Annotated in this window: 18 protein-coding genes and 3 pseudogenes; 11 read left to right on the forward strand and 10 right to left on the reverse strand. The window is 67.6% G+C overall.

The features are described 5' to 3' along the window. Positions 1-146 precede the first annotated feature (146 nt). The 3 genes and pseudogenes from ABZ910_RS31650 to ABZ910_RS31660 all read left to right on the forward strand — a co-directional run bounded on the left by ABZ910_RS31650 (position 147) and on the right by ABZ910_RS31660 (position 2,892). Positions 147-1,010: a hypothetical protein gene (locus ABZ910_RS31650; protein WP_361371873.1), complete on the forward strand. Its 864-nt coding sequence runs from the start codon at positions 147-149 to the stop codon at positions 1,008-1,010. Positions 1,011-1,047: 37 nt separating this feature from the next. Further along, complete coding sequence (locus ABZ910_RS31655; RefSeq protein ID WP_361371876.1) at positions 1,048-2,340, forward strand: hypothetical protein; 1,293 nt, start codon at positions 1,048-1,050, stop codon at positions 2,338-2,340. 226 nt (positions 2,341-2,566) lie between these two features. Beyond that, positions 2,567-2,892 (forward strand): annotated as a pseudogene (locus tag ABZ910_RS31660) (DUF6207 family protein). Positions 2,893-2,902: 10 nt separating this feature from the next. Here ABZ910_RS31660 and ABZ910_RS31665 read toward each other — a convergent pair. Continuing rightward, positions 2,903-3,898 carry a DUF4238 domain-containing protein gene (locus ABZ910_RS31665; RefSeq protein WP_361371879.1) on the reverse strand — a complete coding sequence of 332 codons (996 nt, stop codon included), beginning with the start codon at positions 3,896-3,898 and terminating at the stop codon, positions 2,903-2,905. 228 nt (positions 3,899-4,126) lie between these two features. On the opposite strand from ABZ910_RS31665, the gene ABZ910_RS31670 reads away from it, so the two are divergent. Next, a complete protein-coding gene (locus tag ABZ910_RS31670; protein WP_361371882.1) occupies positions 4,127-4,663 on the forward strand; it encodes a hypothetical protein in 537 nt (178 codons plus the stop codon). Here ABZ910_RS31670 and ABZ910_RS31675 read toward each other — a convergent pair. Then, complete coding sequence (locus tag ABZ910_RS31675; protein ID WP_361371885.1) at positions 4,620-5,411, reverse strand: IS5 family transposase; 792 nt, start codon at positions 5,409-5,411, stop codon at positions 4,620-4,622. The genes ABZ910_RS31670 and ABZ910_RS31675 overlap by 44 nt on opposite strands. A gap of 1,134 nt (positions 5,412-6,545) precedes the next feature. Between ABZ910_RS31675 and ABZ910_RS31680 the strand changes: the two genes are divergently transcribed. After that, entirely contained in the window at positions 6,546-7,073 is a 528-nt protein-coding gene (locus tag ABZ910_RS31680; protein ID WP_361371888.1) for a hypothetical protein, read from the forward strand. Between the two features lie 99 nt (positions 7,074-7,172). Here the strand turns inward: ABZ910_RS31680 and ABZ910_RS31685 are convergent, their stop codons facing one another. The 5 genes and pseudogenes from ABZ910_RS31685 to ABZ910_RS31705 form a co-directional block, all read right to left on the reverse strand. Beyond that, on the reverse strand, positions 7,173-7,745 hold the full coding sequence (locus ABZ910_RS31685) for a hypothetical protein (protein ID WP_361371978.1): 573 nt from the start codon (positions 7,743-7,745) through the stop codon (positions 7,173-7,175). Between the two features lies 1 nt (position 7,746). Further along, on the reverse strand, positions 7,747-8,094 hold the full coding sequence (locus ABZ910_RS31690; protein WP_361371891.1) for a helix-turn-helix transcriptional regulator: 348 nt from the start codon (positions 8,092-8,094) through the stop codon (positions 7,747-7,749). 144 nt (positions 8,095-8,238) lie between these two features. Then, positions 8,239-8,746, reverse strand: a pseudogene (locus tag ABZ910_RS31695) (helicase); the annotation flags it as partial. 93 nt (positions 8,747-8,839) lie between these two features. After that, positions 8,840-11,173, reverse strand: a complete 2,334-nt coding sequence (locus tag ABZ910_RS31700) for an ATP-binding protein (protein WP_361371894.1) — start codon at positions 11,171-11,173, stop codon at positions 8,840-8,842. Then, a complete protein-coding gene (locus ABZ910_RS31705) occupies positions 11,170-11,343 on the reverse strand; it encodes a hypothetical protein (protein ID WP_361371897.1) in 174 nt (57 codons plus the stop codon). Before ABZ910_RS31705 ends, ABZ910_RS31700 begins: the two co-directional genes overlap by 4 nt. Positions 11,344-11,843: 500 nt before the next feature. Between ABZ910_RS31705 and ABZ910_RS31710 the strand changes: the two genes are divergently transcribed. The 4 genes from ABZ910_RS31710 to ABZ910_RS31725 all read left to right on the forward strand — a co-directional run bounded on the left by ABZ910_RS31710 (position 11,844) and on the right by ABZ910_RS31725 (position 15,363). After that, a complete protein-coding gene (locus tag ABZ910_RS31710) occupies positions 11,844-12,467 on the forward strand; it encodes a hypothetical protein (protein ID WP_361371900.1) in 624 nt (207 codons plus the stop codon). Between the two features lie 17 nt (positions 12,468-12,484). Further along, positions 12,485-13,678 carry a HEPN-associated N-terminal domain-containing protein gene (locus ABZ910_RS31715; protein ID WP_361371903.1) on the forward strand — a complete coding sequence of 398 codons (1,194 nt, stop codon included), beginning with the start codon at positions 12,485-12,487 and terminating at the stop codon, positions 13,676-13,678. A 118-nt stretch (positions 13,679-13,796) separates the two neighbouring features. Continuing rightward, positions 13,797-14,474: a DUF6308 family protein gene (locus ABZ910_RS31720; RefSeq protein ID WP_361371906.1), complete on the forward strand. Its 678-nt coding sequence runs from the start codon at positions 13,797-13,799 to the stop codon at positions 14,472-14,474. Between the two features lie 715 nt (positions 14,475-15,189). Beyond that, the gene (locus ABZ910_RS31725; RefSeq protein WP_361371909.1) at positions 15,190-15,363 is read left to right on the forward strand and encodes a hypothetical protein; all 174 of its coding nucleotides are present in this window, start codon (positions 15,190-15,192) and stop codon (positions 15,361-15,363) included. A 222-nt stretch (positions 15,364-15,585) separates the two neighbouring features. Here ABZ910_RS31725 and ABZ910_RS31730 read toward each other — a convergent pair. Continuing rightward, positions 15,586-16,856, reverse strand: a pseudogene (locus ABZ910_RS31730) (IS256 family transposase). A gap of 184 nt (positions 16,857-17,040) precedes the next feature. Further along, complete coding sequence (locus ABZ910_RS31735; protein ID WP_361371912.1) at positions 17,041-17,754, reverse strand: hypothetical protein; 714 nt, start codon at positions 17,752-17,754, stop codon at positions 17,041-17,043. Here ABZ910_RS31735 and ABZ910_RS31740 point away from each other — a divergent pair. Next, positions 17,728-17,976 carry a hypothetical protein gene (locus tag ABZ910_RS31740; protein WP_361371915.1) on the forward strand — a complete coding sequence of 83 codons (249 nt, stop codon included), beginning with the start codon at positions 17,728-17,730 and terminating at the stop codon, positions 17,974-17,976. The two genes, ABZ910_RS31735 and ABZ910_RS31740, sit on opposite strands and share 27 nt — an antisense overlap. A 342-nt stretch (positions 17,977-18,318) precedes the next feature. After that, entirely contained in the window at positions 18,319-22,143 is a 3,825-nt protein-coding gene (locus tag ABZ910_RS31745) for a DUF4365 domain-containing protein (protein ID WP_361371973.1), read from the forward strand. Between the two features lie 58 nt (positions 22,144-22,201). On the opposite strand, the gene ABZ910_RS31750 is transcribed toward ABZ910_RS31745, so the two are convergent. Continuing rightward, on the reverse strand, positions 22,202-23,761 hold the full coding sequence (locus tag ABZ910_RS31750) for a helicase associated domain-containing protein (RefSeq protein ID WP_361371918.1): 1,560 nt from the start codon (positions 23,759-23,761) through the stop codon (positions 22,202-22,204). Positions 23,762-24,411: the final 650 nt, after the last annotated feature.

The raw sequence follows: 24,411 nt of genomic DNA on the forward strand, positions 1-24,411 counted from the left end.
GGCTCATTCCCGGGCCCCGCCTCATATTCAGGCGGTGTGAACGGCACTCCCAGAACAGGACGGCCCGCGGGGCCACAATCAGCGGCTCCCGCGGTGCAGCGGGAGCAGGATGGTGGCTGTGGCGGTGACGCGAGGAGGAGCGACATATGGAAGAGGGGGAGCGGTGGGCGCACCGAGCGGCACCGCACCACGGCCCGGTCGAAGAGGCCGAGGTGCTGAAGATCGGCGCACAGCGCCCGCTGCGTATCAAAGTGCGCTTCGTCGCCGAGGAGGCCGAGGGCCGCGAGGAGTGGGTGCCCTCAGCCCGGCTGCGCGCCCTATGGCAGGACAAGGATGCGTGGCTGGCCCGCGAGCAGCAGTGGAGCGAACTGACGAAAGACAGCCCGGACGACGAGGATCCTGCCTTCCGGGCGATCATCATCCTGCTCGACCAACGTTTCTGGGACGGGCTGGTGACTTTCGGCGTCAACTACCGCGACCGAGGCCTGCTGTACGTCGAAGACGTGCCCGTCCTGGCCGCGCTCCTCGACGTCCCCGAACACTTCTTCCACACCGATCCGCGTGCCTTCACCGACACCGACGGCACGCTGACGGCACCCTGGCCCACCACCGTCGAGGTGGCACGCCTCCTGGCCCGCACCCAGGCCGACCACCTCGTAACCCTCCTGGGCCAACACGAGCGCCAGGCACAGCAAGAGGCGATCTACGGCCGCTACTACCGAGGTCGTGGCAAGAACCCCGGCACCTACATCAGCCCCGAGATCTGCGCAGAGGTCGACCGCAACTCCAAACCCGCCCGCGACCTGCTGCGCCAGTGGTGCGGCACCGAGGCGGTGGAAAGCCACGAGGAGCTGAAGGCCCTGCGCGACGAAGTGCTCCGCATCGGCAAACTCACGGAACAGGCCATCGGCTGCCTCCGCCAGGCCGGACAGACCAAAGCCGCCGACCGGTTCGAACGCGAACTCGGCATCCCCCTCGAGACGCTGCGCCAGGCCGAGCGCGACGACTGACATTTCGACCGTCCGGGCACCAACGACAGGAAGCTCCGTGGCCCGCACCAAGCTCAACGAGCGCCAACTCGACGCCCTGCGCCGCATCTGCCACGGCGAGACACCCATTACCTCCGACGACTCCGGCCTCGCCGCGACCGTCTACGCCCTGCGCAATCGGGGCCTGGTCACCACGCCCCGGGCCGACGGCCGCTGGAGCGCAGCCCCCACCGAAGCCGGCCTCCAGCACCTCGCTCACACCGACGCCACGCACGCCCCACACCCGAGTGCCTCTGCCCCGTCGACGGTAGCCGAGGCGGCTGAACTGATCAGCAGACTCCAGCAAGCCGGCGACACCCTGCACATCGCCAACCCCACCCCGGACGAGCGCGCCCGCTGGCGCCGCGCCCTGCACGCCGCACGCGCAGACCACCTGGTCCCCGACGGCCACCACCTTCAGCACACCGGAAGAGACAAAGGCGACCTGGTCATCACCCTGCGCCCAGGGCCACCGCCACGACGTTCCACGCCCCCAGACGAAACCGTCCCCGTCCCCGACGACCTGCCCCCAGACCACCTGCACCCCGCAGCCGCCACAGCGCACATCCCGGCCTGCCCCGAGTGCCAGCCCCGCGCCCGCCGTATCCTTCACGCCCTCTGCCATGCGGTAGAAGCCAAGAACTACACGGTCAGCAACCCCGAGTCCGGCTCAGCAGCCAGCCTGGTGATCACCATCGGCGACAGTTCCTTCCCGCTCGCCTTCCACGAAGGCGCCTACGAGGTCCCCGACCCCAGCGGCGCGAAGTACGCCTGGCAACGCGTGACCGGGCACACCACACGCCCATCCCATCAACTCGACCTCAGTCTCGAGCACACCTATGCGCATCGAGGCCGCCGCTCTCACTGGGGAGACCGGCAACGCTGGCGCCTGGAAGGCAAACTCCCCGCCCTCCTGCGAGAAATCGCCCACCGCGCACAGATCGAGTACGAACGACGGCAGGCCCAGCAGCGCAAAGAGGAAGAGACACGCCAACGCTGGCTGACCGCGATGCAGCAGGCTCGCACTGCCTTGGCGGAAGACCACCGGCTGAAGACTCTACGCACGCAGGTGCAGGCCTGGCAGGAAGCCGCTGCCATACGCGCTTACTGCGACGCACTGGAAGACCACCAGAACACCGATCCCGCAGCGGCCGAAGGAGTCACGGCCTGGACCACTTGGGCCCGGGCCTATGCCGACCGCATCGACCCCGTACTCCAGAACCCGCGACTACCGGACCCTCCGACGATCACACCAGAAGACCTGCGCCCCTACCTGCGTGGCTGGAGTCCATACGAGCCCAAGCGCCAATGAGCCGACGCCGTACCCAGACGGCGTTCACCCGCTGAGCAAGACCTTCGCCACGCGATATCTCCGCCATCTGCCCATCGTCCGCAGCGGCACGGCCCCGTATGGTCGGCGAGAAGGCCCAGGCCGTCGTCAGCCTCACCCGAGACGACGAGGTCGCCTCGGGTGGCCGTCGATCCTGAGAGTCTGCGTCGGGTCCTGACATGATGAGTCAGCCCGACACGGCGCTGGGGTGAAGTCACCCAGCAATGCTTCCGGTCGGAGACGGGGAACTTGGACGAACGGACCATACGCACGATTCTTCCCGCGTTGGCCCGCCGAACACGTCGCGGAGCCGGGACTTGTCGTCGTCGACGTCGCGGCTGCCGACGACGACACCGCGCTCGCCTTCCAGCAGTGCTCGCCGACCGGTGGGCGACGGAAACAGCCGACCGTACGACGCGGGACGCGGGCGAGCCTGGTGTACGGCTGCGCTGCTACCTGGACTTGAATCAGCCGGTCGGCTCGGATGCGCCGGCCGACGCGCTGCTGCTGGCCCTTGCAGAGGTACAGCAATGACGATCGCCTGTCAGGTGGTGCGGTCCCCGGCCGGGCGTCGCTGTGCGGCGCGTTCCACGAACGGCTCCAAGGCGCTCTCGGGGTGCATGTAGACGTAGCGGTGGGCGGCATGGACCTGCACGGCGTTGAGGCGGTCGACGAAGGACTGGGGGACGGTGAGCATGACGTCGTCGGTGCCCAAGGACAGCATGTGCCTTGGGCCGATGGGAAGTACGAGGGTCTGAGCTTCACCGAACGCCATGCCGTACATGGTGCGGCTTCCCTCCACGGACAGGGTCAGGGCCGGGTTGTCGCCGATCAGGAACTGGCCCGTCTCGGGCGTGATCACCTCCAGCCGCCGCGTCGACGCCAGGTCCCGCATCTGGTGGAAGGTGTCCTCGATGCTGGTGCGGAAGAGCTTGCCGCTCTCGCGGTCGGGCATGACCGTGGACCGTTCGATGAGACGCTCGGCGAAGGCGCCCAGGGAAGCCGGGCCGGACAGATACAGGCCCGTCTCGCGCAGTGCCTCGCGGCGCAGCTGCTCCGGATACTGGCTGATCACCTTGGCGACCAGGCGCGTGCGGGCCCGCTCGACCGAGTCGGTGTGCACATCGCGGTAGTGGAGCGACCGGACGTAGTGGAGCACGACCAGGTCGCGCAGCACGGCCACGTGAAGCGGGTCGGCGAACGGAGTGCCGGCGTGCACGGCGGCGAACGCCGCAGGCACGCGCCTTTCCACGTCGCCCCACAGTGCTTCAACGGATGGGGAGTCGACGGCGACGAAGTTCTCGACCCAGCCGCATCGGCTGGTGGGCATCCGCTTGTGCACGCGTCCGGGGTTGTGCAGATCGAACGGGAGCAACTGCCGGCTACTGCCCTTCGGCTCGGGCATCGTGAACTCTTTGAGCAGGACCTGGGATACGAGGTGCTGCCGCAATGTCTGCTGTGCTGTTCCCACACACCGAATTCTGCCAAGTATCCCTCTCCACCCGCTCAGAGTTTCCCGGTTGCCGATCCACGTTGTCACCGGTCAGCGCAGTCGGACCGCTGTGACGACTTTCCTGCCAAGTCAGTGTGTTCAGCTGTAGCGTCGATGTGCTCATAGGGCGATAGCCCTCGGTGTTGCCCGTGCTTTGTGGCTTAGAAGCTGTTGTCGTTCCGGACGTGATCGACGCGTTTCCGCTGGTCGGGGATGGGAGTGGTGGTTCCGTGGGAGTGGTGGCCTGTCGGGTCGTCGTTCCCGGGGAGGTCGCGGATGCCGTCGGTTGTTGGACTGCTGGAACAGCACGAGCTCGTCGCTCGGCGTCGAGTTGACGGGCTGCGGGAAGAGGCCGACCGCATCCAGGCCGAGCTCGCCGCGGCCGAGCTGGAATGGCAGGAGTGGGCGATCGCCCGCAGGCGGGTCGATACGGTGCTGGCTCCGGACGACGGCACCATCACCGAGGCGGAGGTCACCCCGGATCCGCGGAATGCGGACGCGCAGGCGGCGCTCGGGGATGCGGCGAAGTCGAAGTCGCAGGTGCCGGTGTGGCGCCAGGGGCTGGCCTGGTCGGCGTTGTCGGTGGACTACCAGCGCATCCTCACGGCGCTCGCGGACCGGGCCCGGCTCCATCAAGGTCCTTTGACCTGCCAGGAGATGGCCGCCGTGTTCGGCATGGACGTGGTGCCCGCGCGGGTGGAGGCACTGCGGTCGAAAGCAAAACGCCTGGTGGCCCGCGGCTGGCTGGTCGAGCGGCAGCCGGGCCGCTTCACCCTCGCGGCAGGCGTGACCGGGCCAGGCGGCGGGTCATGAGCAGGGTCATCGACCAGTAGACCATCGCCTCCGCGCTGGTGGTGCGCCGCTCGAAGTCGCGTACCAGGCGGCGACTTCGCATCAGGTGGGCGAAGAGGCGCTCGACGATCCACCGCTTGGGCAGGACTACGAACCCCTTCTGGTCGTCACTGCGTTTGACGATCGCCAGGACCAGCGCGAACGTGGCCAGGCAGTACTCGACGAGGTTGCCGGTGTAGCCGCCGTCGGCCCAGACCAGGGCCAGGCGGTGGTGTGCTTCGGCCACCTTCTCAAGCAGGGCCTGGGCAGTGGTGCGGTCGCCGACGTCCGCGGCGGTGACCATCACGCCCAGCAGCAGGCCGAGGGTGTCGACCACAACATGCCGCTTGCGGCCGTTGATGAGCTTGCCACCGTCGAAGCCGCGGCTGTCCGCGCCGACGACAGCGTCCGCCTTGACGGACTGCGAGTCGATCACCCCAGCCGTCGGCTGCGCGTCCCGCGCCAGCTCCTCGCGGACCCTCGCACGCAACCGGTCGTGGAACTCCTTGACCAGGGCGTTGTCGCGCCAGCGCCGGAAGAAGGCATAGACCCGATCCCACGGCGGGAAGTCGGCCGGCATCGCCCGCCACTTGATCCCGTTGTCCACGAGATAGGCGATCGCGTCCAGCATTGCGCGGTGGCAGTACACCTCCGGCCGGCCGCCCCTGCCCCGCATCCAGCCCGGCATCGGCAACAACGGCCGCACCACCGCCCACTCCTCGTCCGTCATGTCGGTCGGATAACGGCGCTCACGCAGGGCATTGTCGGCAGCGTTTCCGAACCGGTGAGCCAGACAGTCACACTCACGGGTGTCCGCGGTGGACTGCACAGGCATCGGCACGCAAGACTGCGACACCAGGGCCTCCTGATGCTCGGTGATTCGACACCAGCGAGCTGTTCAGGAGGCCCTTCTCGCATGCGCCGAGCACCCGACGACCACCCGATCGGGACGACCGTTCGATCACCAAGTCCCAAGAGCGGTACAACAACAGCTACTTAGGCCAAGCTGGTCTGGCAGCCAACGACACAGGGACGTTCGATCAATCGGTCGCTGCACGACCAGGCGGTGCTGAAGAAGGCCGGGGAACGGGTCCAGGAGGAGCGCTGGGCGATGCTCACCCAGAGCGCCTACGCCCTGTTCAGCGGCGCACCGTACGACGACGCGGGCACCACCGAGAACTTCACCTGTTACCCGCGCCGACGCCATCGCGGCCGTCTCCACCGCCGCCGGCCTGCTCGCCCGGCTCGAGGATCGCCCGTAGCGGGCCGACGACCGCAGAGGCTACCGTCGGCCATGCTCCGGTCCTTCTGTCGGCTGTCAGCGCGACTGGATCCAGAGGCTGCCGTACGCGACGACGGCGCCGCCGACCGCAGTTGCGGCCCCTCGGATCACATGCAGGCCAGCCTCGTTGCGGAGCCGCCGGGCGCGCTTGGCCCACCGGGTCCTCGATGACCCACTATCCGGCATTGGGAGGGGTTCCGGGTCCGGGCTGTTGCCCGTACGCTCGGGCTTGGACATGAGCTTCTCCTTCGTCGGGGATGTTCGGTCTTCTGCAGACGGCTCCCTGCCCACCAGGGGGCCGTCGCCGTTTCCGGCGACAGCCGTGCCGTTGTCCACCCATTGAGATTCTCGAGGTCTCGTGGGGTGGACGAGGACCAACAAAAGCACCTCGAAACCCGCTCTGACCAGCGGAAACAGTGGATTGTCAAAAGAAGTCCATCTGTGTCAGCGAGACGCCAATGCGGTTCCACTCAGGTCTTTGTGACCTCAACATGCGCAATCCCGGGGTCACCTGGGGTGTCATGCCGAGCATTTGTGAGGAATCGTGTGTCGAACTGAGTTGAAGCGTGCGAGAGTTGGCGGATGCCTCAGATGCTGCGGATGCCCAGCAAAGCCGACCTTCCTGATGGGACCAGGCGCGTCTTTGTAGCCGAGCTGTTCATCCACTTCAAGGAGGCAGGGCGTCCTACACCCGCCCGCATTGCAGCGACGACCAGCTCGATGCAGGATCCGCTTCCTGTAAGCCGGGAAACCATCCGTCGGCTCCTCAAGGGGCAGACGGTCAGCACGTGGGAGAGAGTCGACGCGGTCCTGCGCGCCCTGTGCGAGATCGGTGGGCAGGACCCTGACCGCAGACGCTGGCCGGAATCGGACAACTGGAACGATGACGATCCGACCACCTGCAGGGAGCGCCTGCGACAGTTGTTGAACGACGACATTGATGGCGTCGAACCGGATAACGTCCCGGCTCCTGTCCCGTCGCCGCGCTCCAACTCGGGGTGGGGCGGTACTCGTACGCAACCCCGACAGGATGATCCATGGGCCACCACGCCCACGCTGGCCCCGACTACTCCAGCCAATGGCGGCTACTCCGACGAACCGCCCTTCTAGGCGCGTGCATGTGCGGCCCCGCCATCCGAATGTGATCAGCCGTGCAGCCGCGACGAGGAAGTGACGGGGCATTTGCCGCGGCTCCTGCTACCCGGGACTTCATTGGATACGCTGCCGGCGCGTCGCGAAGCGAAGGGTCCATGCGCAGGACGGTCCGCTGCGCAGTGTGACCCGCAGTAGCCACGCTACCCGGGTGCGCAGAGGCCGTTCACCGAGGTCGGCCCACTCTGCCATCCACTCTTCGCACCAGCGGTCGCGCGCGTCCGCGGGCAAGATGTGAGCGAGGGCTTCGAACAGAAGTTTTGCCCGTTGCAGGCGCCGGCCCGTCTGGTCTTCTGTGCCGTGCGTGGGCTCTTTTCTGGTGCTGTCGGTAGATTCCTCAGCTGGGGGCGGTATGTGCCCGAGCGACCGGCGGATGCCCGAGGCGTGGCCCCGCACGATGTCCTGCTCAGAGGCAGGATTGTCGGCGCTTGAACCTGTGTTATCTCGACCCGAGAGGCGCTCCACCCAGTAGAGCTGCTGATTGCCGCGGGCGTCGAGGCTGTCGCTGACCCTCTGGGCTTCGCCCCGGGTGGCGTACCTGCCGACCCGGTACTGGTTGCCGTTGTCGTCCTGGCGGATCACTAACCAAGGGAAGACTGCTCTGCTGGTTTCGTTGCTGGCACCGTGCATCTCAGCCGCAACTCCCCAGGCCATCAGCAGGGCGGAGGCGTGCAGAGGTGGCGCCCCCTTGGTAGGCGGCAGCGAGAGCGACGCGGGCGGACTCGGCACCACTTGGAGTAAAGCGGTAGTAGCGGCGGCGGGGCCGGGGCGGATCGGTCTTCTCGATCTCACCCTGGCCTTCCCAGAAGGACTCAAGCCAGCCTGTGTTCTCGAGGCGGGCGAGGATCGGATGGATGGTGCCGGTGGGAAGGCCTGCTGCTTGGGAGAGCTCCAGACCGTAACGGGCCTCGGTAGGGCTCTCCAGCAGAGTCCGCAGCACCAGTTGTGTCTGGAGCGTCATGCGTGGCGTCTTTGCCATGCCAGAACTCTAGTATGGGATCCACCTGCGCAACAGCAGAACGCGGCATCTGCCTCAGGCAGATGCCGCGCCCCGAGCCACCGCCGCCTACGCCCAGCGCATCCCGATCGTGGACAGCTGCTCCACCCGTTCCGGGGGCAGCGTCGTGGCCGGGTACAGCTCGGGGTCGGCGGCGTGCAGCTGCGCGGCGACGTCGGGGAGGTCGGCCGCGAACGCCTCGGCCTCCTTGACGACGTGGTGGAAGACGAGCGTGCGCCGGAAGTTCTCCTCCGAGGATGTCTTGAGCAGGACGGTCTGGAGGGCTGCGAGCCGGGCCCCGCGGCTCGTCCGAGCGGCCCTCAGCACCCAACAACTGAGCGGCCTGGAGCTGGGTGTCGGTGATGTCGACGCACACCACCTGGTACGGCGCGCAGATCCCCCGGTCGATCGCCTCCGACAGCATCAGCGTGTACGCCCTGCTGCCGAACGGTCCGTCCGGATCGTCCTCCATCGACGCCACCAGCTCGCCCGGCGCGCCCTTGGCATCCTCGTCCAGCTGCCACAGCCTGGGTGTGGCCGTCATGTACAGCCGGCGCAGGGACGGGATGCGGGTGTTGTCGTGAACGACCGCCCACGGCTTGCCCAGCCGCCCCGACGTCCGGTGCGCCTCGTCCGTTTTACCGGTTGGTGAGGTGTACGGGGCGAGGCTGGCCTGGCGTTTTTCGTGGTGAACATGTGTGTGGTGTTGGCGACGGCGGTGCGGTCGTTAGTCGTCGTCGATGTCGTCGAAGATGCTTCGCCCGTGAGGCGCGTCCGCGGGTGCGGAGTGTCTGTGAGGGCCTGCTGCGTAAGGGCCTTGCGGAACAAATTCCTCGCCAATGGCCCAGATTGTCTCGTTCACTTTTTCCAGGGCCTGGTCGATGGCGGAAACCGCATCCGTATCGTCTGCGAAGGCTTTCTGGTAGTTGTTGAGCTCTATTTCCAGTTCTTCGAAGTACGTGTGCGGGTCCGCCTCGTCGGGGTTGTAGTTGCTGCGCCAGTCCTGGAGTATCTGGTCGAACCGGGAGGGCAGTTGCTGTTTGACGTGGCTGAGTAGCTGTTCTCGTTCGGTGTCTGAGAGGAGGGATTTCCATTCCGGGAGCCATGTCCAGCCGGCATCTGGTGACTCTACGGCGAGCTTCGTAACTCGTTCTACGATGAGTTGATGGTGTGCGGGTTCGATGAGGCTGGCCTGCTGCAGCCTGGCGAGGACCTGGGGTTCGTCAACGACGTTCAGGAACGATGTGAACCAGGTCAAGCGGACGATGGTAGCGGGTTCTGCCTGTGTGTAGAGAGCGAGGAACTCGTCGGAGCATCTGCTGGCGAGGAACTCGTGCCAGACGCGCTGACCGAGACAGTCTGTCAGCGTTTCCTGATCCGCAGCCCGGAGAATTTCAATCACTCTGGGATACAAGGAGGGTGGCACCCTGAGTAGAGTTCCGTCCTGGTTTCCGGTGTCGCAGTCGATTCGTGAGAGGATCGTGCGCCAGTTCTGGCCAGATAGAAAGATTTTGATGAGGTTGGGGTCGGTGGCCAGGAACGCGGCGAAGCCTTCTTGCAGTGTGGGGTGCCGGAAGGCCCATCCGGTGATGGTGCCGTTACTGGGTGGGGAGCCTTGTCTCAAGAAGGTGCCGGTGAGAGTGCTGAGCGCTCTACTGACGCCAGCAAAGGTTCCTCCCATGCGGGTGACGACATCGTGCTGGGACGGGTCCAGGTCCAGTGGAGCGGGCAGGCATTCACCGGCTTGGTAGGTTAGGGCGAGCGCGGTCTTCTCGTCGGGTTCGAGTTCGTCGTAGACCTGGCGGAGGTAATCGCTGGGATGTGCCATGAAGTCAGCGATTCCGCGGCCGTTCAGATGGAGGCGGCGGGTGAACTTTTGTAGGCCCAGGCGCCGGGCGGCCTCGGGGTAGAAGGGGTCTGTGTCGGCTGCCTCGTGCAGATGGAATTTCATACTCCGGCGGACTTCGCGGGGCTGGTCGCCGAGTTTGATGTGGTTGTAGAGGATCTGGCGCCGTTCCTCTGGCGAGAGCTGTGCGGCGTCCACGACGACCTGCTGTTCGTGTAGGAGAGGGTAGGCGGACTCCTTCAAGTAGCGGCGGGCATCACGGTAGATGTAGTCACGTGAGGTGAGGACGACTTGTGCTCCGCGGCGGATGGCGATCATGACCTCCCGCATGTGCCGGGCCCAGTTGTCGGTGAGGTGCCGCTCGTGGCGGACACTGCCGAAGGCATCGTCGACCCAGAAGAACTGCTTCGGTTCGAGAGGGTTCCAGTGGCGTACGAGTCCGGCGGCGTCGGGCGCCTTGACGGTCAGGCAGCCCCAGGCGTCGAGGGCGGTCATGGCCAGGGTCTCTGCGATGACGGATTTGCCGACGCCCGGCTCGCCGAGCAGCAGGACGAAGCCGTGCGCCTGCACGGCTTGGACGGCACGCCGGTAGGCATCGGTGACCACGAACGTGGCCAGTTCGTCTCGCAGGTAGCCGAGCAAGGCCTGGGCTTGGGTGTAGGCCCGTTCGTCGAGGATCTGGGAGAGGTCGCCGAGCCCGTAGACGCGAGGGACGAACGTCCGCAGGCGCGGGCGGGTGGCGATGGTGTCGCAGATCCACTGGCCGTCGAGAACTTCCACGTGCCCGACGCCGGCATCGCGCAGCCGCTGTCGGATGGTGGCTTCCGAGGTGCCGCTGACCCGCGCGTTGGTGAGCAGGACGTAACTGCCGCACAGACCGCGGTCCACCAGCGTCCGGGCCTTGGCGAACTCGTCGCTGAGGTCTGAGGGCGTGAGGGTGGTGTCGGCTTTCTTGGTGTGTTTGCACTGCAGGACGAACGGGCCGTCGGGGAGGTCCTGGACGCCGATCGGGTCTGGTGACTGTTGCCAGGTGCCGTAGAAGGCGCCGTCGCGTCCGCCGTCGTTGGAGTCGGCGAAGGTGTGCACGGACTGTGCCCACACTTCGCGGAGCACGGCAGAGCACAGGTCCTGGAACGCGCGCCAGCCCAGGGTGTGCAGGGCGAAGTCGGGAGAGCCCGGTGCTGCGACGGTGCCTTTGCGGGGGTGGTCGGTCACTGTGGCTGGTCCTTGGCGGGGCCGTTGTGGGGGAAGCGGACGGGGCGTTTGAGGTTGTTGCAGTGGGTCCAGCGTAAGGAGAACGTCTTCGTCTTCTCTACCAGTGCCGCGGCTGCGCAGCTGAGCCAGTTCGTCACCATGACGACCGTGCCGGCCGGGTTCGCTGGCACCGGCGCACACCTGTCCCACCTCACACCGGCACCATCGACCACCTTGAGGACAGCTGCAAGGCCAACTGCCTCTACGACGGCTCACTGAGGGCACTCGCCGACGACACACCCATCCCGGTCACCGGACCGCACCCGGCCGCCGAACAGGCCCGCGCTGCTTGCGCCCTCGCCGTAGGCAACTGGCCGCTTCGCGCCCCGCACGCCGTCGACGACCTCCTGCACCGTCTCCGATGAAGCGGCTGGAAGCGGCAGGGATACTCCGCTTAGCTTGTCCGGTTGGCGGGATCAGGGCTGGACGCACCAAACGACGCGATACCGACAGCCGTGAGCACACAGGCTGCAGTGCAGCGACGAAGCCCCTGTTCGACGCCAGGCACTTGATGCAGAAGCATGGTCAGGGGCGTGGAGCTAGCTGCGATGAGGAACGCTGGTTCCGCCCGATAATCGTCATGGACGCTAGGACTGGAGGGGCTGTAGGGGCGGGCTGGACGGCTTTGCTGGTGGCCTTGGTTGGTGTGGTTGGCACTTTGGGCGCCTCACTGCTGACGCAGAGCCGCGCGGACCGCACCAAGCGGATGGAGATGGAGGCGGCTGCGGTGCAGCGGCGTGAGGAACGCTCTCACGCAGAGGCTCTCCTTGAGGCGGAGCGAGCCCGCAACCGAGCTGAGGAATCTATCGCCTTGCACAGGGCGTGCTACATCACGCTCAATACGGCAGCCCGCCAGTACCTGACGGCGCAGGTCGACTTCATGCACGCGCTGCGTAGTGAGACAGGAATCGAGACCGCGCTCGAACAGCTTGAGGCCCGCCGTACGACGCTTCGGGAAAGCTACGCTGAGGCGCAGATGATCGTTCCCCTGCAAGTAATGGCCGGAGCCGGCGCAGCCAGCAGGCGTCTGAACGCCGGCTACGGACGGCTGAAGCAGATCGCCGCGAGCACCCCTTACAACCAGGAAGACCTGGACACCTTCGAAGCGGGCGTCGAACATTCGTGGGCGCTCCTGTCCGAGATGCGGCAGCAGATGCGATTCGACCTCGAGGTGGACACAGAGCTCGCGTCTGGCACTGACCTTTACGACCACACTCGCGCATCACGCGCGCACCAGAGAAGAAGCGACTGCTGATGGGGCTCCACAAGCACATGATCGAGAAGCAGGACGACCAGGGCTGGTGCTTCACCGGTCAGTACGTGTGTACCGGCTGCGTGAACGACGATGTCCTCGAAGCGGTGCTGAGCGCCGCCGAGAGTGATGAGGACGCCTGCAGCTTTTGCGGACGGTCCCCGGCTGCTGAGCTCGATGTCCTGCTGGAGACGTTCGTCGCAGCCATCCACACCGAGTACGGCTCCGCTGATGACGAGGGTGTGTCCTGGGACGGCAAGGACGGCGGCTACCAATGGACCATCCTGGACACGTGGGAGGTGGTGGAAGACTTCGGAGGCTCATACGTCCTCGTGGGGGAAGGGCTCCTCGACGCAGTGTGCGGCGCCATCATCGACAAGCCCTGGGTGCCTGTCGGCTTCATCGCCCCACGCCGTGATGAGGCCCTACGTGATGGGTGGGCCCGGTTTTGTGAGCAAGTGCAGTACCGCACCCGCTACGTTTTCTGGCTGCGGGAGATGGAGGAGGAGTGGCTGGGGGCTGGCGAGATATCAGCCGGCCGCATCCTTGACCACGTGGGCGACCTCATCGACAGACTCGGTCTCGTCAAGGAACTGCCCGCTGGCACTCGCCTGTGGCGTGCGCTGACCCACGACGAGCCGCAGGTCGACTGGAACGCGCTGCGCCTGGGCACAGCGCCACGTGAACACGCGCGGCAGGCCAACCGTATGAGCCCGGCAGGTATCCCCATGTTCTACGGGGCGTTCGACGCCGAAACCGCGGTCCAGGAGACCTCACTACGCAGCAAGGAGTCCTGGGCGACGGCCGCGGTCTTCGAGACGTCTACTCCCTGCATCGTCGTCGATTTCACAGACCTGCCGCCCGTGCCCTCCCTGTACGACCTCGACCGAGCGGCGGACCGCCGCCCTCTCATCTTCCTGAGAGACTTCGCCACCCAGCTGACCAAGCCCGCGCGTTCCACCTACGAGCAGATCGACTACGTTCCCACCCAGGTGGTCACTGAGTACCTCCTGCATGTCTTCCGCCCCCAGGCACCGGTCTCCGGCCTGCTGTACACCTCCTCTCTGACTGGCAAGATGGCTGCAGTTCTCGATGTGCCAAACGAATGCTGCGTGGACCTTGGCACCGAAGTGCCTGGCCGAGCGGATAGCCGCCTGGCCCTCGTGCTCGACTCCGCCTCACGCTCTACGGTCCCTGTCCGCCGCGATTCCTGACTTTCCCAGCATCCGTCGAATATCGCTCAAGGAGCCGATGTGGAGGGACACCCCGATCGTCACGGTGGCATGTAGTCCCCCTCCCGGTCGGCGATCCCGCATACGCAAGGAGTTGTTGGTGTCCTTCGTTGCTCCCCCGAAGCCGTTCGTGGAACGGGTGGGTGTCTTCCTCGCCGATTCTCAGGCCGTCGTGGATCTGCGACGTTACTTCGGTATCGATCTGCCGCCCGGAGCGGTGCCGTTCACCGGCAGCCGGTTCGAGCATCTGGCCGGTGGGGGAGACCGGCCGGAGATTGCCGACCGGATCACGGCGGAGGACCTGGTCGCGGTGCAGGCCTTGTCGGTCACCGTTCCGGCGCCTGTCGCGCTGGATCTTTTGGAGGGCCGCCTCGGCGCGCGGCTGTCCGGTCTGCTGCAGGCCATTCCCAGGGACATCGACATGGTCGAGGCCGAGGTATCCGACCTGGCTCCGGGCTCGCCGGCGGCCCGGGCCTGGCAACTACTCGAAGGTCAGTCCGATGTCGGGTGGGTGATCGCCGGGAAGCTCCTGGCCAGGAAGCGTCCGCGACTGTTGCCGGTCTACGACAAGGTGGTGCGCTGCGCTCTGGGCCGCCCACGCCCCTCATTCTGGCTTCCGCTGCATGACGCGCTGCGCGCGGACGACCGCGCCCTGCACCGCCAGTTGCTCGCGCTGCGCCAGGTCGCGGGGCTGCCGGAGACGGTGAGTGCGCTGCGGGTATGTGACGTGGCGGTGTGGATGGGGCACCGGGCGGAGGGTCACGCCTGTCCTCGCTGAACTTTGGCAGCGAAGTTGCCCTTCCGGCGTTCTGGCGTGTGAGGGTGACGGACTTTACCAACCGTCACCTGGGTGTGTGGGACGTTCGCGTGGAGTGATCCGCCGGGGGTGGGGGAGGGGTGTGGGCTCGGGGCCAGGAGTGCCGCCACCGGGGCGGTTCCCGGTTCGGAGGGGGCGGTGCGCGGGTGGGTGGTCGGCTGGTGGTGGGCCAGTTGCGGGTACAGGAGATCACCCGTGCCGGCAGCCGGGTCTGCTACACGGTCGTGGACACGGACTGCACGGTCGTCGTGGAGGCCGACGGGTTCCTGCGTACCTGCGCGGCGGGAACGGACCGCACGTACGCGTATGTGCTAGTCGATCACCTGCGGTGGCTGCGGTTCGCAGGCCTGGACACGGGGTCGGGCTTGCTGTCACTCCGGCCGGCACCGTCAGTCGGAGCAGAGCGGCAGGGTCGACGCTCCCGTCCCGTGCGTGGTTGCGGGTGATCTGGCAGGCCAGCACCTCGGTCCGCTTCCAGTTCTGGAGCGTGCTGGCGGGCAGCAGCTCGACACCACCGTCGGGTCGGCCGCGGACACCGGCCAGATACCGCACGACCTTCACCAGCCGCCGTTTCCGTACACCTGTGCGCCGGTAGAGTGCGGTATTTGACATTCCATCGGGTGACGGCCGAGGTCTGAAACTGCCTGCTGGCCCTCCTCGTACCAAGGAGGTTCCCTTGAACACGCTCTTCGACGTGCAGCTCACGCAGGACCAGCGGAGCCTCCTCGACGTCATCGCCCAGCCGTGGCTTGCCCGCGGCGAATGGCCGCTATGGGTCAACGTCCAGCACTACTTCGACATGCGCGGCCAGGACGCCGACGCCATCTTAAGAGCGTCGCTGACGACGTGATGCACCGGCCGATCAGTCCCAGCGTCCCCGTCATAGGCATGGGCGACCTTCCCGAACCCGTGAGGCTGAACGCACTCCTCCAGGAGATGCTGACGGTCCTGCGGGCGAGTGTAACCAGCCCCTCGAGCCCCTGACGGCAGCAGCCCCACTGACCCCCACGCCCTGGCTGCTTGGCTACGGGGCAGTGGGGCGTGTACAGAACTTTGTGTAAGTCCTCGGCTTTCACCTGGTGTTGAGCCGGTCCTCGAAGAAGAGTGAGAACTGGTTCAGTGCCTTCTTCCAGTGTGCCGCGACGTGGTTGACATCGCGCGCCCTGGGGGTGATCTGCTCGCGGACGGGGAGGTAGAGCACCTTCAACGCGGCCTGTTCGGAGGGGAAGTGCCCGCGGTTGCGGGTGGCTTTCCGCAACCGTGCGTTGATCGACTCGATCAGGTTCGTCGAGTAGACGACCTTCCTTATCTCCGGCGGGAAGGCGAGGTAGGGAGTGAATTCGCTCCAGGCGGCCTGCCAGGTCCGCACGATCGCGGGATACCGCTGACCCAGCTCGCCTGCGGCGAAGTCGGCGAGGGCCTGCTCGGCGGCGTGCTCGGTCGGGGCGGTGTAGATGGCCTTCAACTCCGTGACCAGCTTTGCGTGGTGCTGCTTGGAGGCGAACCTCAGCGACGCACGGATCAAGTGGATCACACATGTCTGAACGGTGGCTTTGGGCCAGGTCGCGGTGACCGCGTCGGGCAGGCCCTTCAGTCCGTCGCAGGCGACGATGCACACGTCCTCGACGCCGCGGTTGCGGAGCTCGGACAGCACGGTCATCCAGGTCGTGGCGCCTTCGCCCTCGTCGCCGGCCCACAGGCCGAGCACGTCCTTGCAGCCGTCCATGTCCACCCCGAGGGCCAGGTAGACCGGCCGGGAGGCCACGGATCCGGAGCGGATCTTCACCCACAGCGCGTCGATGTAGATGATCGGCCAGATGGCGTCGAGCGGTCTGTTCTGCCACGCGTCGAGCTCGTCGGTCACGGCGTCGGTGACCCTGCTGATCAGGTCCGGCGAGACCTCGACGCCGTACATGCCGACCAGGTGCGAGCGGATGTCACGAACCGACATGCCGCGTGCGTACAGCGACAGGACCTGCTCATTGAAGCCGGCAAGCCGCCTGGCGTGCTTGGGCACCAGCCGCGGTTCGAAGGAACCGTCACGATCCCTCGGAACGGCCAGTGTGACCGCCCGGCATCGGTCAGCACCGTCTTCAGCGATGTGCCGTTGCGGCTGTTGCCCGAGCCACGGCCTGCGGGATCGTGCTTCTCGTATCCGAGGTGGCCGGTCATCTCCGCATCCAGGGCCCGCTCCAGCACGGCCCGGGTCACCTCCGTCAGCAGCCCGCCTTCACCCAGCAGGGCAGCACCCGAGGCGTCGGCGCGGTCCAGCAGCCGCTCGACGACCTCATCCACGAGCTTGTCCTCGACCGGTTCGACGGCCGGGATCTCATTGTCGTTCATGTCCGTCCGTCCCGGCTGGCCAAAGACCCAGGTCAGAGCCCCGACCAGCCTGTCAATCACGGACTTACACGATCTTTCAGACACGCTCGGGCAGTGCGCTGGACCCCGCTGCGCTGTCGAGGAGGGGGCGGTAGCTACCGTCGCTGCGCCGCAGGGGGTTGTGAGGCTTCAGGTGGGCCTCGTGTCAGCGTGAGTAGGTGGAGGGGGTGAGGCGGTTTCCGGTGACGATGCCGGCGAGGACGAGCCGGTCTGTGGTGGCGCCGCGGGGACGGTGGGTGGTCAGCCAGGCGACCTCGTAGACGCGCAGAGTGCCGCTGCTGCTGGTTTTGGGAGTGAGGCCGAGGACGAGGAGTTGGCCGAAGGGGGCGTTAGTGTTGGTGTACTCGGCTTCCTGGGTGAGGTATTTGCCCTCGATGTGAGCGCGGCTGTTGTCGTCGGGGTCCTGTTTCATCTCTGTCAGGTAGCGCAGTGCTCCAAACTGGACCAGGACGTCGGCGCGGCCCATGCCGACGTTGTTCGTCTCTACCTGAACAATGCTGTGCAGGGGGCCGCTGAGCAGCCATTGGTGGAAGTCGCGCTGCAGGTCCGCCTCGTTGGCCTCACGTTGCCCTTTTTCGGGCTTTCGGCGGTAGTCGTAGGGTGGGTCTTCCTTCTTTCCGGTGCCGAAAATGTGGGTGCGCTCCAGGTCGGTGCGGCTCTTGAGGAACAGCAGGGTCTGGGTGAGCAGAGCGGTGAAGGTCTGCCGGACATCCCCCGTGAAAGCCTCATGCTCTGACAACCGGGCCAGCAAGCTGTCGAGCAGGGGAATGATGACGGGGTCGGTGGCCTTCAGCCGGGCAACATCGCTGTCGTAGGCGATGCCCTGGACGCTGTGATCGGCGCCTACCTGGCCGGACACGACCACACCGACGTCGGCACCACCGGCTCGGCGCCGCGGCCGGCGATCGCGGTGGACGGCAAGGCGCTGTCCGGCTCCGCGTACCGGCAGCAGCGCCACCGGCACCTGCTGTCCGCCGTCACCCACGCCCCCACCGCATCCAACCGGCCCACACCGTGCTTTCACCAGCGGCAGCGGATGACGAAGGACGCAGCAGCGCTGACGAACTGTGCACGGACCTGATGAGCCAGTTCGGGGTGTAACCAAGAGGGAGGCCATCGGCCGCGGTAGGGACTGTCTCCGCGCCGTCGTACCTCGAGCGGATTGTCCTGCTACGGCCAGTCCATAGCCAGGCTGAAGGTGATGCGGTGGTGGGCCGTGGTCGCCTCGATGGTCAGCCTTCCGCCGCCGGGTGTGATGTACCGGCCGGGACCGCCCGCGAATCCTCGCCTGCCTACCAGCCGCACTCGGGGGTCCCGGGGTTGGTCGGCGTAGGAGGAATTCGATGTCAGTGGGGGCCCGTAGGCTCCCAGCCAGTACTGCGTCAACAGGCAGCGCGGGGGAAGGGACAGGGACTTGACGACGGTGCGCCCCACGCATCTCACGGATCGGTTCGGCGTCAGCTTGGCCAGCCTCCAGGTGGTGTCGGAGCTGGGATGGCTGTTTCGCGAGCAGGAGACCAGCGACGTCGGAATTGACGCGCAGCTAGAGGTCGTGCTCGGCGCGAGCATGAGCCCGGGTACCTCTGGGAAGTCGACTGGCCGGCTGCTGGCCGTGCAGATCAAGTCCGGGCCCAGCCAGTTCGCCGGCGCGGCCGATGGCGGCTGGTGGTATCCCTGCGACGCCGCGCACGTCGAGTATTGGACGAGCCACTCGCTGCCGGTCGTCGTCTTGCTGGTCGACACGGGAACCCACAGCGTCTACTGGCAGCACGTCAACCCCACGACGTTGGTGTCCACAGGCAAGCACTTCAAGATCTTCGTCCCTGCGGCCCAGCAGCTCGATGCGGCCAACGCCGACGCGCTGGCCGCTCCGGCCCGTTCTGAACAGGGCGCCGATCCCGTCACCGAGGCCGCCGATCGTCTGCCGGCGGAAACCCGTCTCCGGCTCCTGAAGGCCCACCGCGCCGGGCGGGCCCACGCGGCGCCGCTGGCCTTGCTCCTCGCCGACTCCGATCCTGCCCACGCCGTCCGCGTACTGCTCACCTCACCCCCTCCCTGGCTGACGGAAGCCGACACCGCGCACTTGGAGGACGTCTGGAGGACCACCGCCTCCTACGCCGTCAGCCACGAACTGGGCATGTCGATGGTGACCGCGCTGGAGCGAGCCGCCGCCGTATCCGCCGACAGCCGGGGCCGCCTCCTCACTCTGGCTGCACTGGCGGCCGCCTACCAGGGAAGTCCTCGGGCAGCGTCGCTGGCCGACCAGGCTTGGGAAGAAGGCGACACCCTTCTCCTGGCCGTCGTCCGGGCGGTGATCGACTCCCCGCAACAGATGCCCGAACACGTACCCGATGTCGTGCAGCAGGCCATGGCCGCCGGGGACCCGGCCGCCACCGCCGACGCCAACGTCCTGCGCTTCACGGCCCTCTGCCACGTCACCGCGGGCCGTCACGACGAAGGCGAGGCCGTGCTCGAAAGGGCGCTTCGCCTCACGCCCGGCGATCCTGACATCCAGGCCGAACTCGCACGGTGTCTCCTGTACCGCAACGCGGTCGGGGCTCCCCGGCAGGCCTTCCTCGACATCGGCCGGGCCATGCGGCTGGCGTCGTCCGCGCGCGCCGAGTACCGGCGCTGGCGGGGCCCGAGCATCCGGGCGGCACGCGTCCTGCTCGATGCCCGTGTCATGGCCGGCGACATCACCGCCGCCATCGGGACAGTGTTGGCCGAACCTGAGGGGGACGCACAGGATCCGGAGACCTCCAGCCAGGAACTTCTGGTCGAAGCGGTCCGGGTAGCCAGCCAGGCAGGCCAGGAGGAGCAAGCTGCCACCCTCGCCGAGAGCGTGACCGGTGAGGGCGACCGGCTGCAGTTGCTGGCCCACTTGTGCGACGCCGCGGCGGCCAGCAGCCGGGAGGCGCGCATCGCCGCCTGGGAAGCCGCGGCCGCCGGCGCGAGCAGCGAAGACCAGCGCGCCATGGCCGCCTACGCCCTGGCCGGTCTCGGGGTGTGGCCCGTTCCCCATCTGGAGCGCCTGCACGCTGAAGGCGCCCTCGCCGAAGCGCTCTATCAGACCCGCTGGGCGACGGCCGACGCCGCGCGCGGTGACGACGCAGCCGCCGTCCGGCGCCTTCGCCACTGGGAGTCCCGAAGCGTCGTGGCTGCGGCGGGCCTGGTCGTCCAGTACGACAAACAGGGTGAGCACGCCCTGGCGGCCGAGGCCGCCGAGCGGGCGGGCCGGCGCTTCGGCGACACTGCGCTCCGGGGCCTTGCCGTCGACCTGTGGGAACGGGCCGGCGACCGGGAACGGGCCCGGATCGCCGCGCTGACCCTGCTGACCCGGCCCCTCCTGCCCGACCGAATGCGTGGCCGTCTGCGGCGCGCCCTCGTCCAGTGGGCGGGGGAGCGCGGGGACTGGGGCGACATGGAGGACCATGCGCTGGCCGGGCTGGCAGAGGAGGCGGGCGTCGACCACGTGACGGCCGCCGAAGGGGCCGGCCGCGCGCTGCCGTCCTCGGCTATGGACTTCGCGTGGGCGGCCATCCACGCCCAAGTGAGGAACAGCAGCCTCGAGACCGCGCGCGACACCCTGACCCGGTTCGCGCCCCAGGTCCGCAATGAGCAGGACGCGCGGGCCTGGCTCACGATGACCCGATGTTCGGGTTGGACTCCGACGCTCGCCGAAACAGCGCTCGGCCTGGCTGAACGTTTCCAGCCGACGGACACCGAACTCTCCGGGCTCCTCACTGGGGCTGTCCTCGCCGCGACCGGCGAGCTGCCGCAGCCCGCCGGCGAAGTCGATGGATCCACCCCCGCCCTGGAGGGGGAGACGCGGCACGCACTCGAGCTGCCCGGGCTGCTGCGCGAACGCCTGGCGCGCCTCCTGACCGAGCTGCCTCCGAGCGCGGCGCTGACCACTGTCACAGGCGGCGCGCACGGACTTGCACGGCACCTCGAACAGACCCTGGGGCGCCGCGAAGTACTCCTTGAGGCGGCGGCCTGCGGGGTACGTGCCGGACAGCTCCCCGCCGGCATGCTCGCAGCAGTGGCGCAACAGCCAGTCACCCTGACCCTTCTCCAGTGCGCGGCCGGCGTTTTCCCCGCAGGGAGCACCGATCCCGTGCACACTGCCGCCGAGCGGAAGGCCGCGCACGAAGCGCTCGGCCGGACGGCTGTAGTCGACGTGACGGCTTTTGCACTGACCGCCTTACTGCCCGGGCGCCTTGGCGAGATGAGGGCGGCTTTCGCGTCCACACCGTCCCCCACCGCCGTGTGTGGCGACGTCCTCAACACCTGCTACAGCCTGCGCGAGACGGAGCGGTCGACCGGCGTGCTCGGCGTACGCGGCGGCCGGCCCTTCCTCGCCGAGTACACCGACCAGGACCGGCAGGAGATCCGGCGCCTCGCCGCCGCTCTCTCCCCGGCCGTCCCCGGTCTCCAGCCTGTTGAAGTGCCTGACCTCACCCAGGTCCGCCGCAGGTTGAACATCTCAGGCCCGACCGACGACTCGGATGACGCCTGGCTCTCCGCCGCCCAGCTCGCCTTGGACACAGGCGCACCGCTGTGGTGCGATGACGCGTTCCTACGGAACCTGCTGATCGCAGAGGGCATCCCCACGTTCGGGTCGCTCGCTTTGCTGGACGTCCTCACCGAGCACGACGACTACCCCGAGTTCACCGCCGACCGCCTGGACGAGGACCTCCGCGTCCTGCTGACCTCCCAGGTGGTCGATCTGCCCGTCACCCCGGCCCTCCTCGCCGAGACCGCCGCCGCCGACGGCTGGAAGGCGGGCCCCGCAGCCGCACCTTTCAGCCGCCCCCACCTGTGGGAGACCGCCGAAGGCCTTCCCCTCTGGATCGCGGCCGCCGAGCACGTGTGGACCCACGCCCCCGGCGAACTCGCCGGCTGGGTCCGCGTCGCGGCCAACGGGGCGATAGTACGGGCTCAACCCGCCCACCTGCTCCCCGCCGTCCTCCTCCTGAGCATCGAAACCCTTCTCGCTGTCGGCATCGGTCCGGAGCCAGCGCACGAGGTGGAACGCGCCGCGCTCGACGCGCTGCGCACAGCCGTCCAGGCCGTGGAACGATTTCACGAGGTGACCGGGCAGCCGGTCCCCGTCCTCCCCAACCCCACCGACCAGGAATTCCGAGGGCTCCTGCGCGCGGGACTGCGACGGGCGTTGACCGGACGACGCTTCTCGGCCTCTCTGGCAAGCGCCATCGTCGATGAAGCCGTACCGCAGCAGACGTGACCGTAGAGGGCCTCGACAAGCTGGTGATCGGCCCCCGGTCGAAGTTGGAGAGACATTGTCAGTGCCTCCCTCTACGGTGGGCGGAGACAGGGAGGAGAGCCGGATGTCCGTGGGCCGCGGCATAGGTGCGGGCGTGCGTCAGACCCATACTGCGCTGCCCACCCCGTTCGGCGGGGTGAGCGTGTGACGGGGAGGCCACAGGAGTGATGCCGATGTCGGCGAGCAGGCGTTGCTGGTCGGGGTGGAGCTCTTCGAACTGCACGCGCTGGGCGTACAGCCACGCGCCCAGACGGTCATCCCCTGACGCCGCGTCGCCCTCCACGGCCGGCGGCCCGCCGGTTTCGGCCCGGGCACGGGCCTGGTAGTAAGCCTGCTGCCAGGACAGCGGCCAGGGAGGGTTCCACCACGGGTCGAGTACCGCCAGCGCTTGGTCGCGTGCGCTGCCGGAGCCTGGGGCACGGGTGCGAATGCGCTGGTTCATCAGCCACCGACCCAGGGGGAAGCCGTCGAACTCGGCGCTCTTCGACATGGCGAGGTGGCCGTGGACGGCGGCGTAGGCACGGGCATGCCCGAGTCCGATCGCGAAGGGCTCCCAGCTGTTCGTACGCCGCGGCTTGGCGGCCTGCGCCGCCTGGGCGCTGATGCCGAGATGGCCCAGGAGCTCCTGCTGGGCGGGGTGCAGATCGGCGTAGCGCAGGCACTGGGTGTACAGCCACTCGCCCAGGGACGTGCTGGTACCAGGGAAGCCGCGGTCGGCACCGACCGGCCCATGCGTCTGGGTGTGCGCCAAGGCGCGGTGGTAGAACCGCTGCCAGCTGACGGGCCAGGGAGGGTTCCACCACGGATCGATCGCGTCGAGCGCCTCGACCCGGCCGGGCGGGAGGACAGCGGCGTTGGTGCGCTGGTTCGAGAGCCAGTTCCCCAAGGGGAAGCCGTTGAAGCAGGCGTGCTTCGGCACCGCAAGGCGGCCGTGAACGGCGGCATAGGCACGCGCGTGCGCAAGGCCGGCCGTGAAGCCCTGGCCGTCCACGCTCTCGCGATCAGGCCCGGACGGCACGCGCGGTTGATGCCCTATGGCTCGGGGACGATGAACAGGATGCACATCCCACATCTCGGCTGCCGCACTGCTGCGCCCGCTCTGGTCACGCACGCATGCGATCAACCAGGCATACAAAGGACCCGACGTCTGGGCGGAGATCTGATCGGGCAGCCAGGGCCGCTGCAGCCGGCGCGCGAGTTCAGCAAGCAGAGACGGCACCGCGCCGAGAGTGCGGGGCCGATGGCCGTCGGTGTCCTCGAACACACGACGCTGCCAGTAGACGCTGCCCAGCACCGCGGCCACCGTGACGGTTTCGGGGTAGGTGACGATGTCGCGGGCCAGGACCTGCCATGGGACGTCAGGCGCGCACTGGGTGATCCGCTCACGACGATGCGGCCAGGCATCCTCGATCGGCCAACGCGCCTCCCACCAGGAGACGACCACAGCCTGCGCCACTTCCAACGCCCGGGAGAACGACGGCATACGCCGGCCCAGCCGCATCAGCCGCCGGTGCGCCGCCGTCACCTCCGGCAGCCCCTCCAGATTCACCTGAACATCCAGGAGCGTCGTCCTGCCCATACAGCGCGTGTCCGCCAGCCACCGCTGATGCCGCAGACAGACCCGAGCCGAGGGCGACACATACCGGCGCACCACCGCAGCCGTCCCCGTCCGCGCCGCCGAGCACAGCCGGCACTCCACGCTCGTCGCGGGCACCACCGAGCCGAACCGAAACTGAGCAATCGGCGCTCCCTCGCCCTCAGCCTTCGGGCGCTGCCTCCACGCCGGCAGCGCCCGCTCAAGATGCGTCTCGGGAATCCGGCAGAACTGTGGGTTCTCGCCTCAGCCCAGGCGTATGGGATCGGATGCTGCTCTTTCGGCTGAGATCCCTGCCCGCAAATGAGACTGATCTTGATTTCTGGCGTCGGCTGGTGACGTGCACATCTGACGGACTGCACGTCCATGGCCATAAGCAGCGAAGGGTTTGACCTGCAGCACCTCCGTTTTCGTGAGATTCCCTGACACCGCTGAGAACCCTTATGTCTGGGGGCGGCGTCGAACAGACCGTGCTCGCGGCAGCCGCTGCCCGCGTCCCCCCCCAGCGCAATTCCGGTGCCTGCTGATCCTGGCCCCTGCCCGCAGGAGTTCTGGCGGGCTGCACCGCGCACCAGGACCCACATGACGGTGATCTCCGGCGCGTTCGGGCCCGCTCTCGGGCCCGGTTCCTACCG

The sequence above is a fragment of the Streptomyces sp. NPDC046805 genome (assembly GCF_040645355.1).
Classification (GTDB): domain Bacteria; phylum Actinomycetota; class Actinomycetes; order Streptomycetales; family Streptomycetaceae; genus Streptomyces.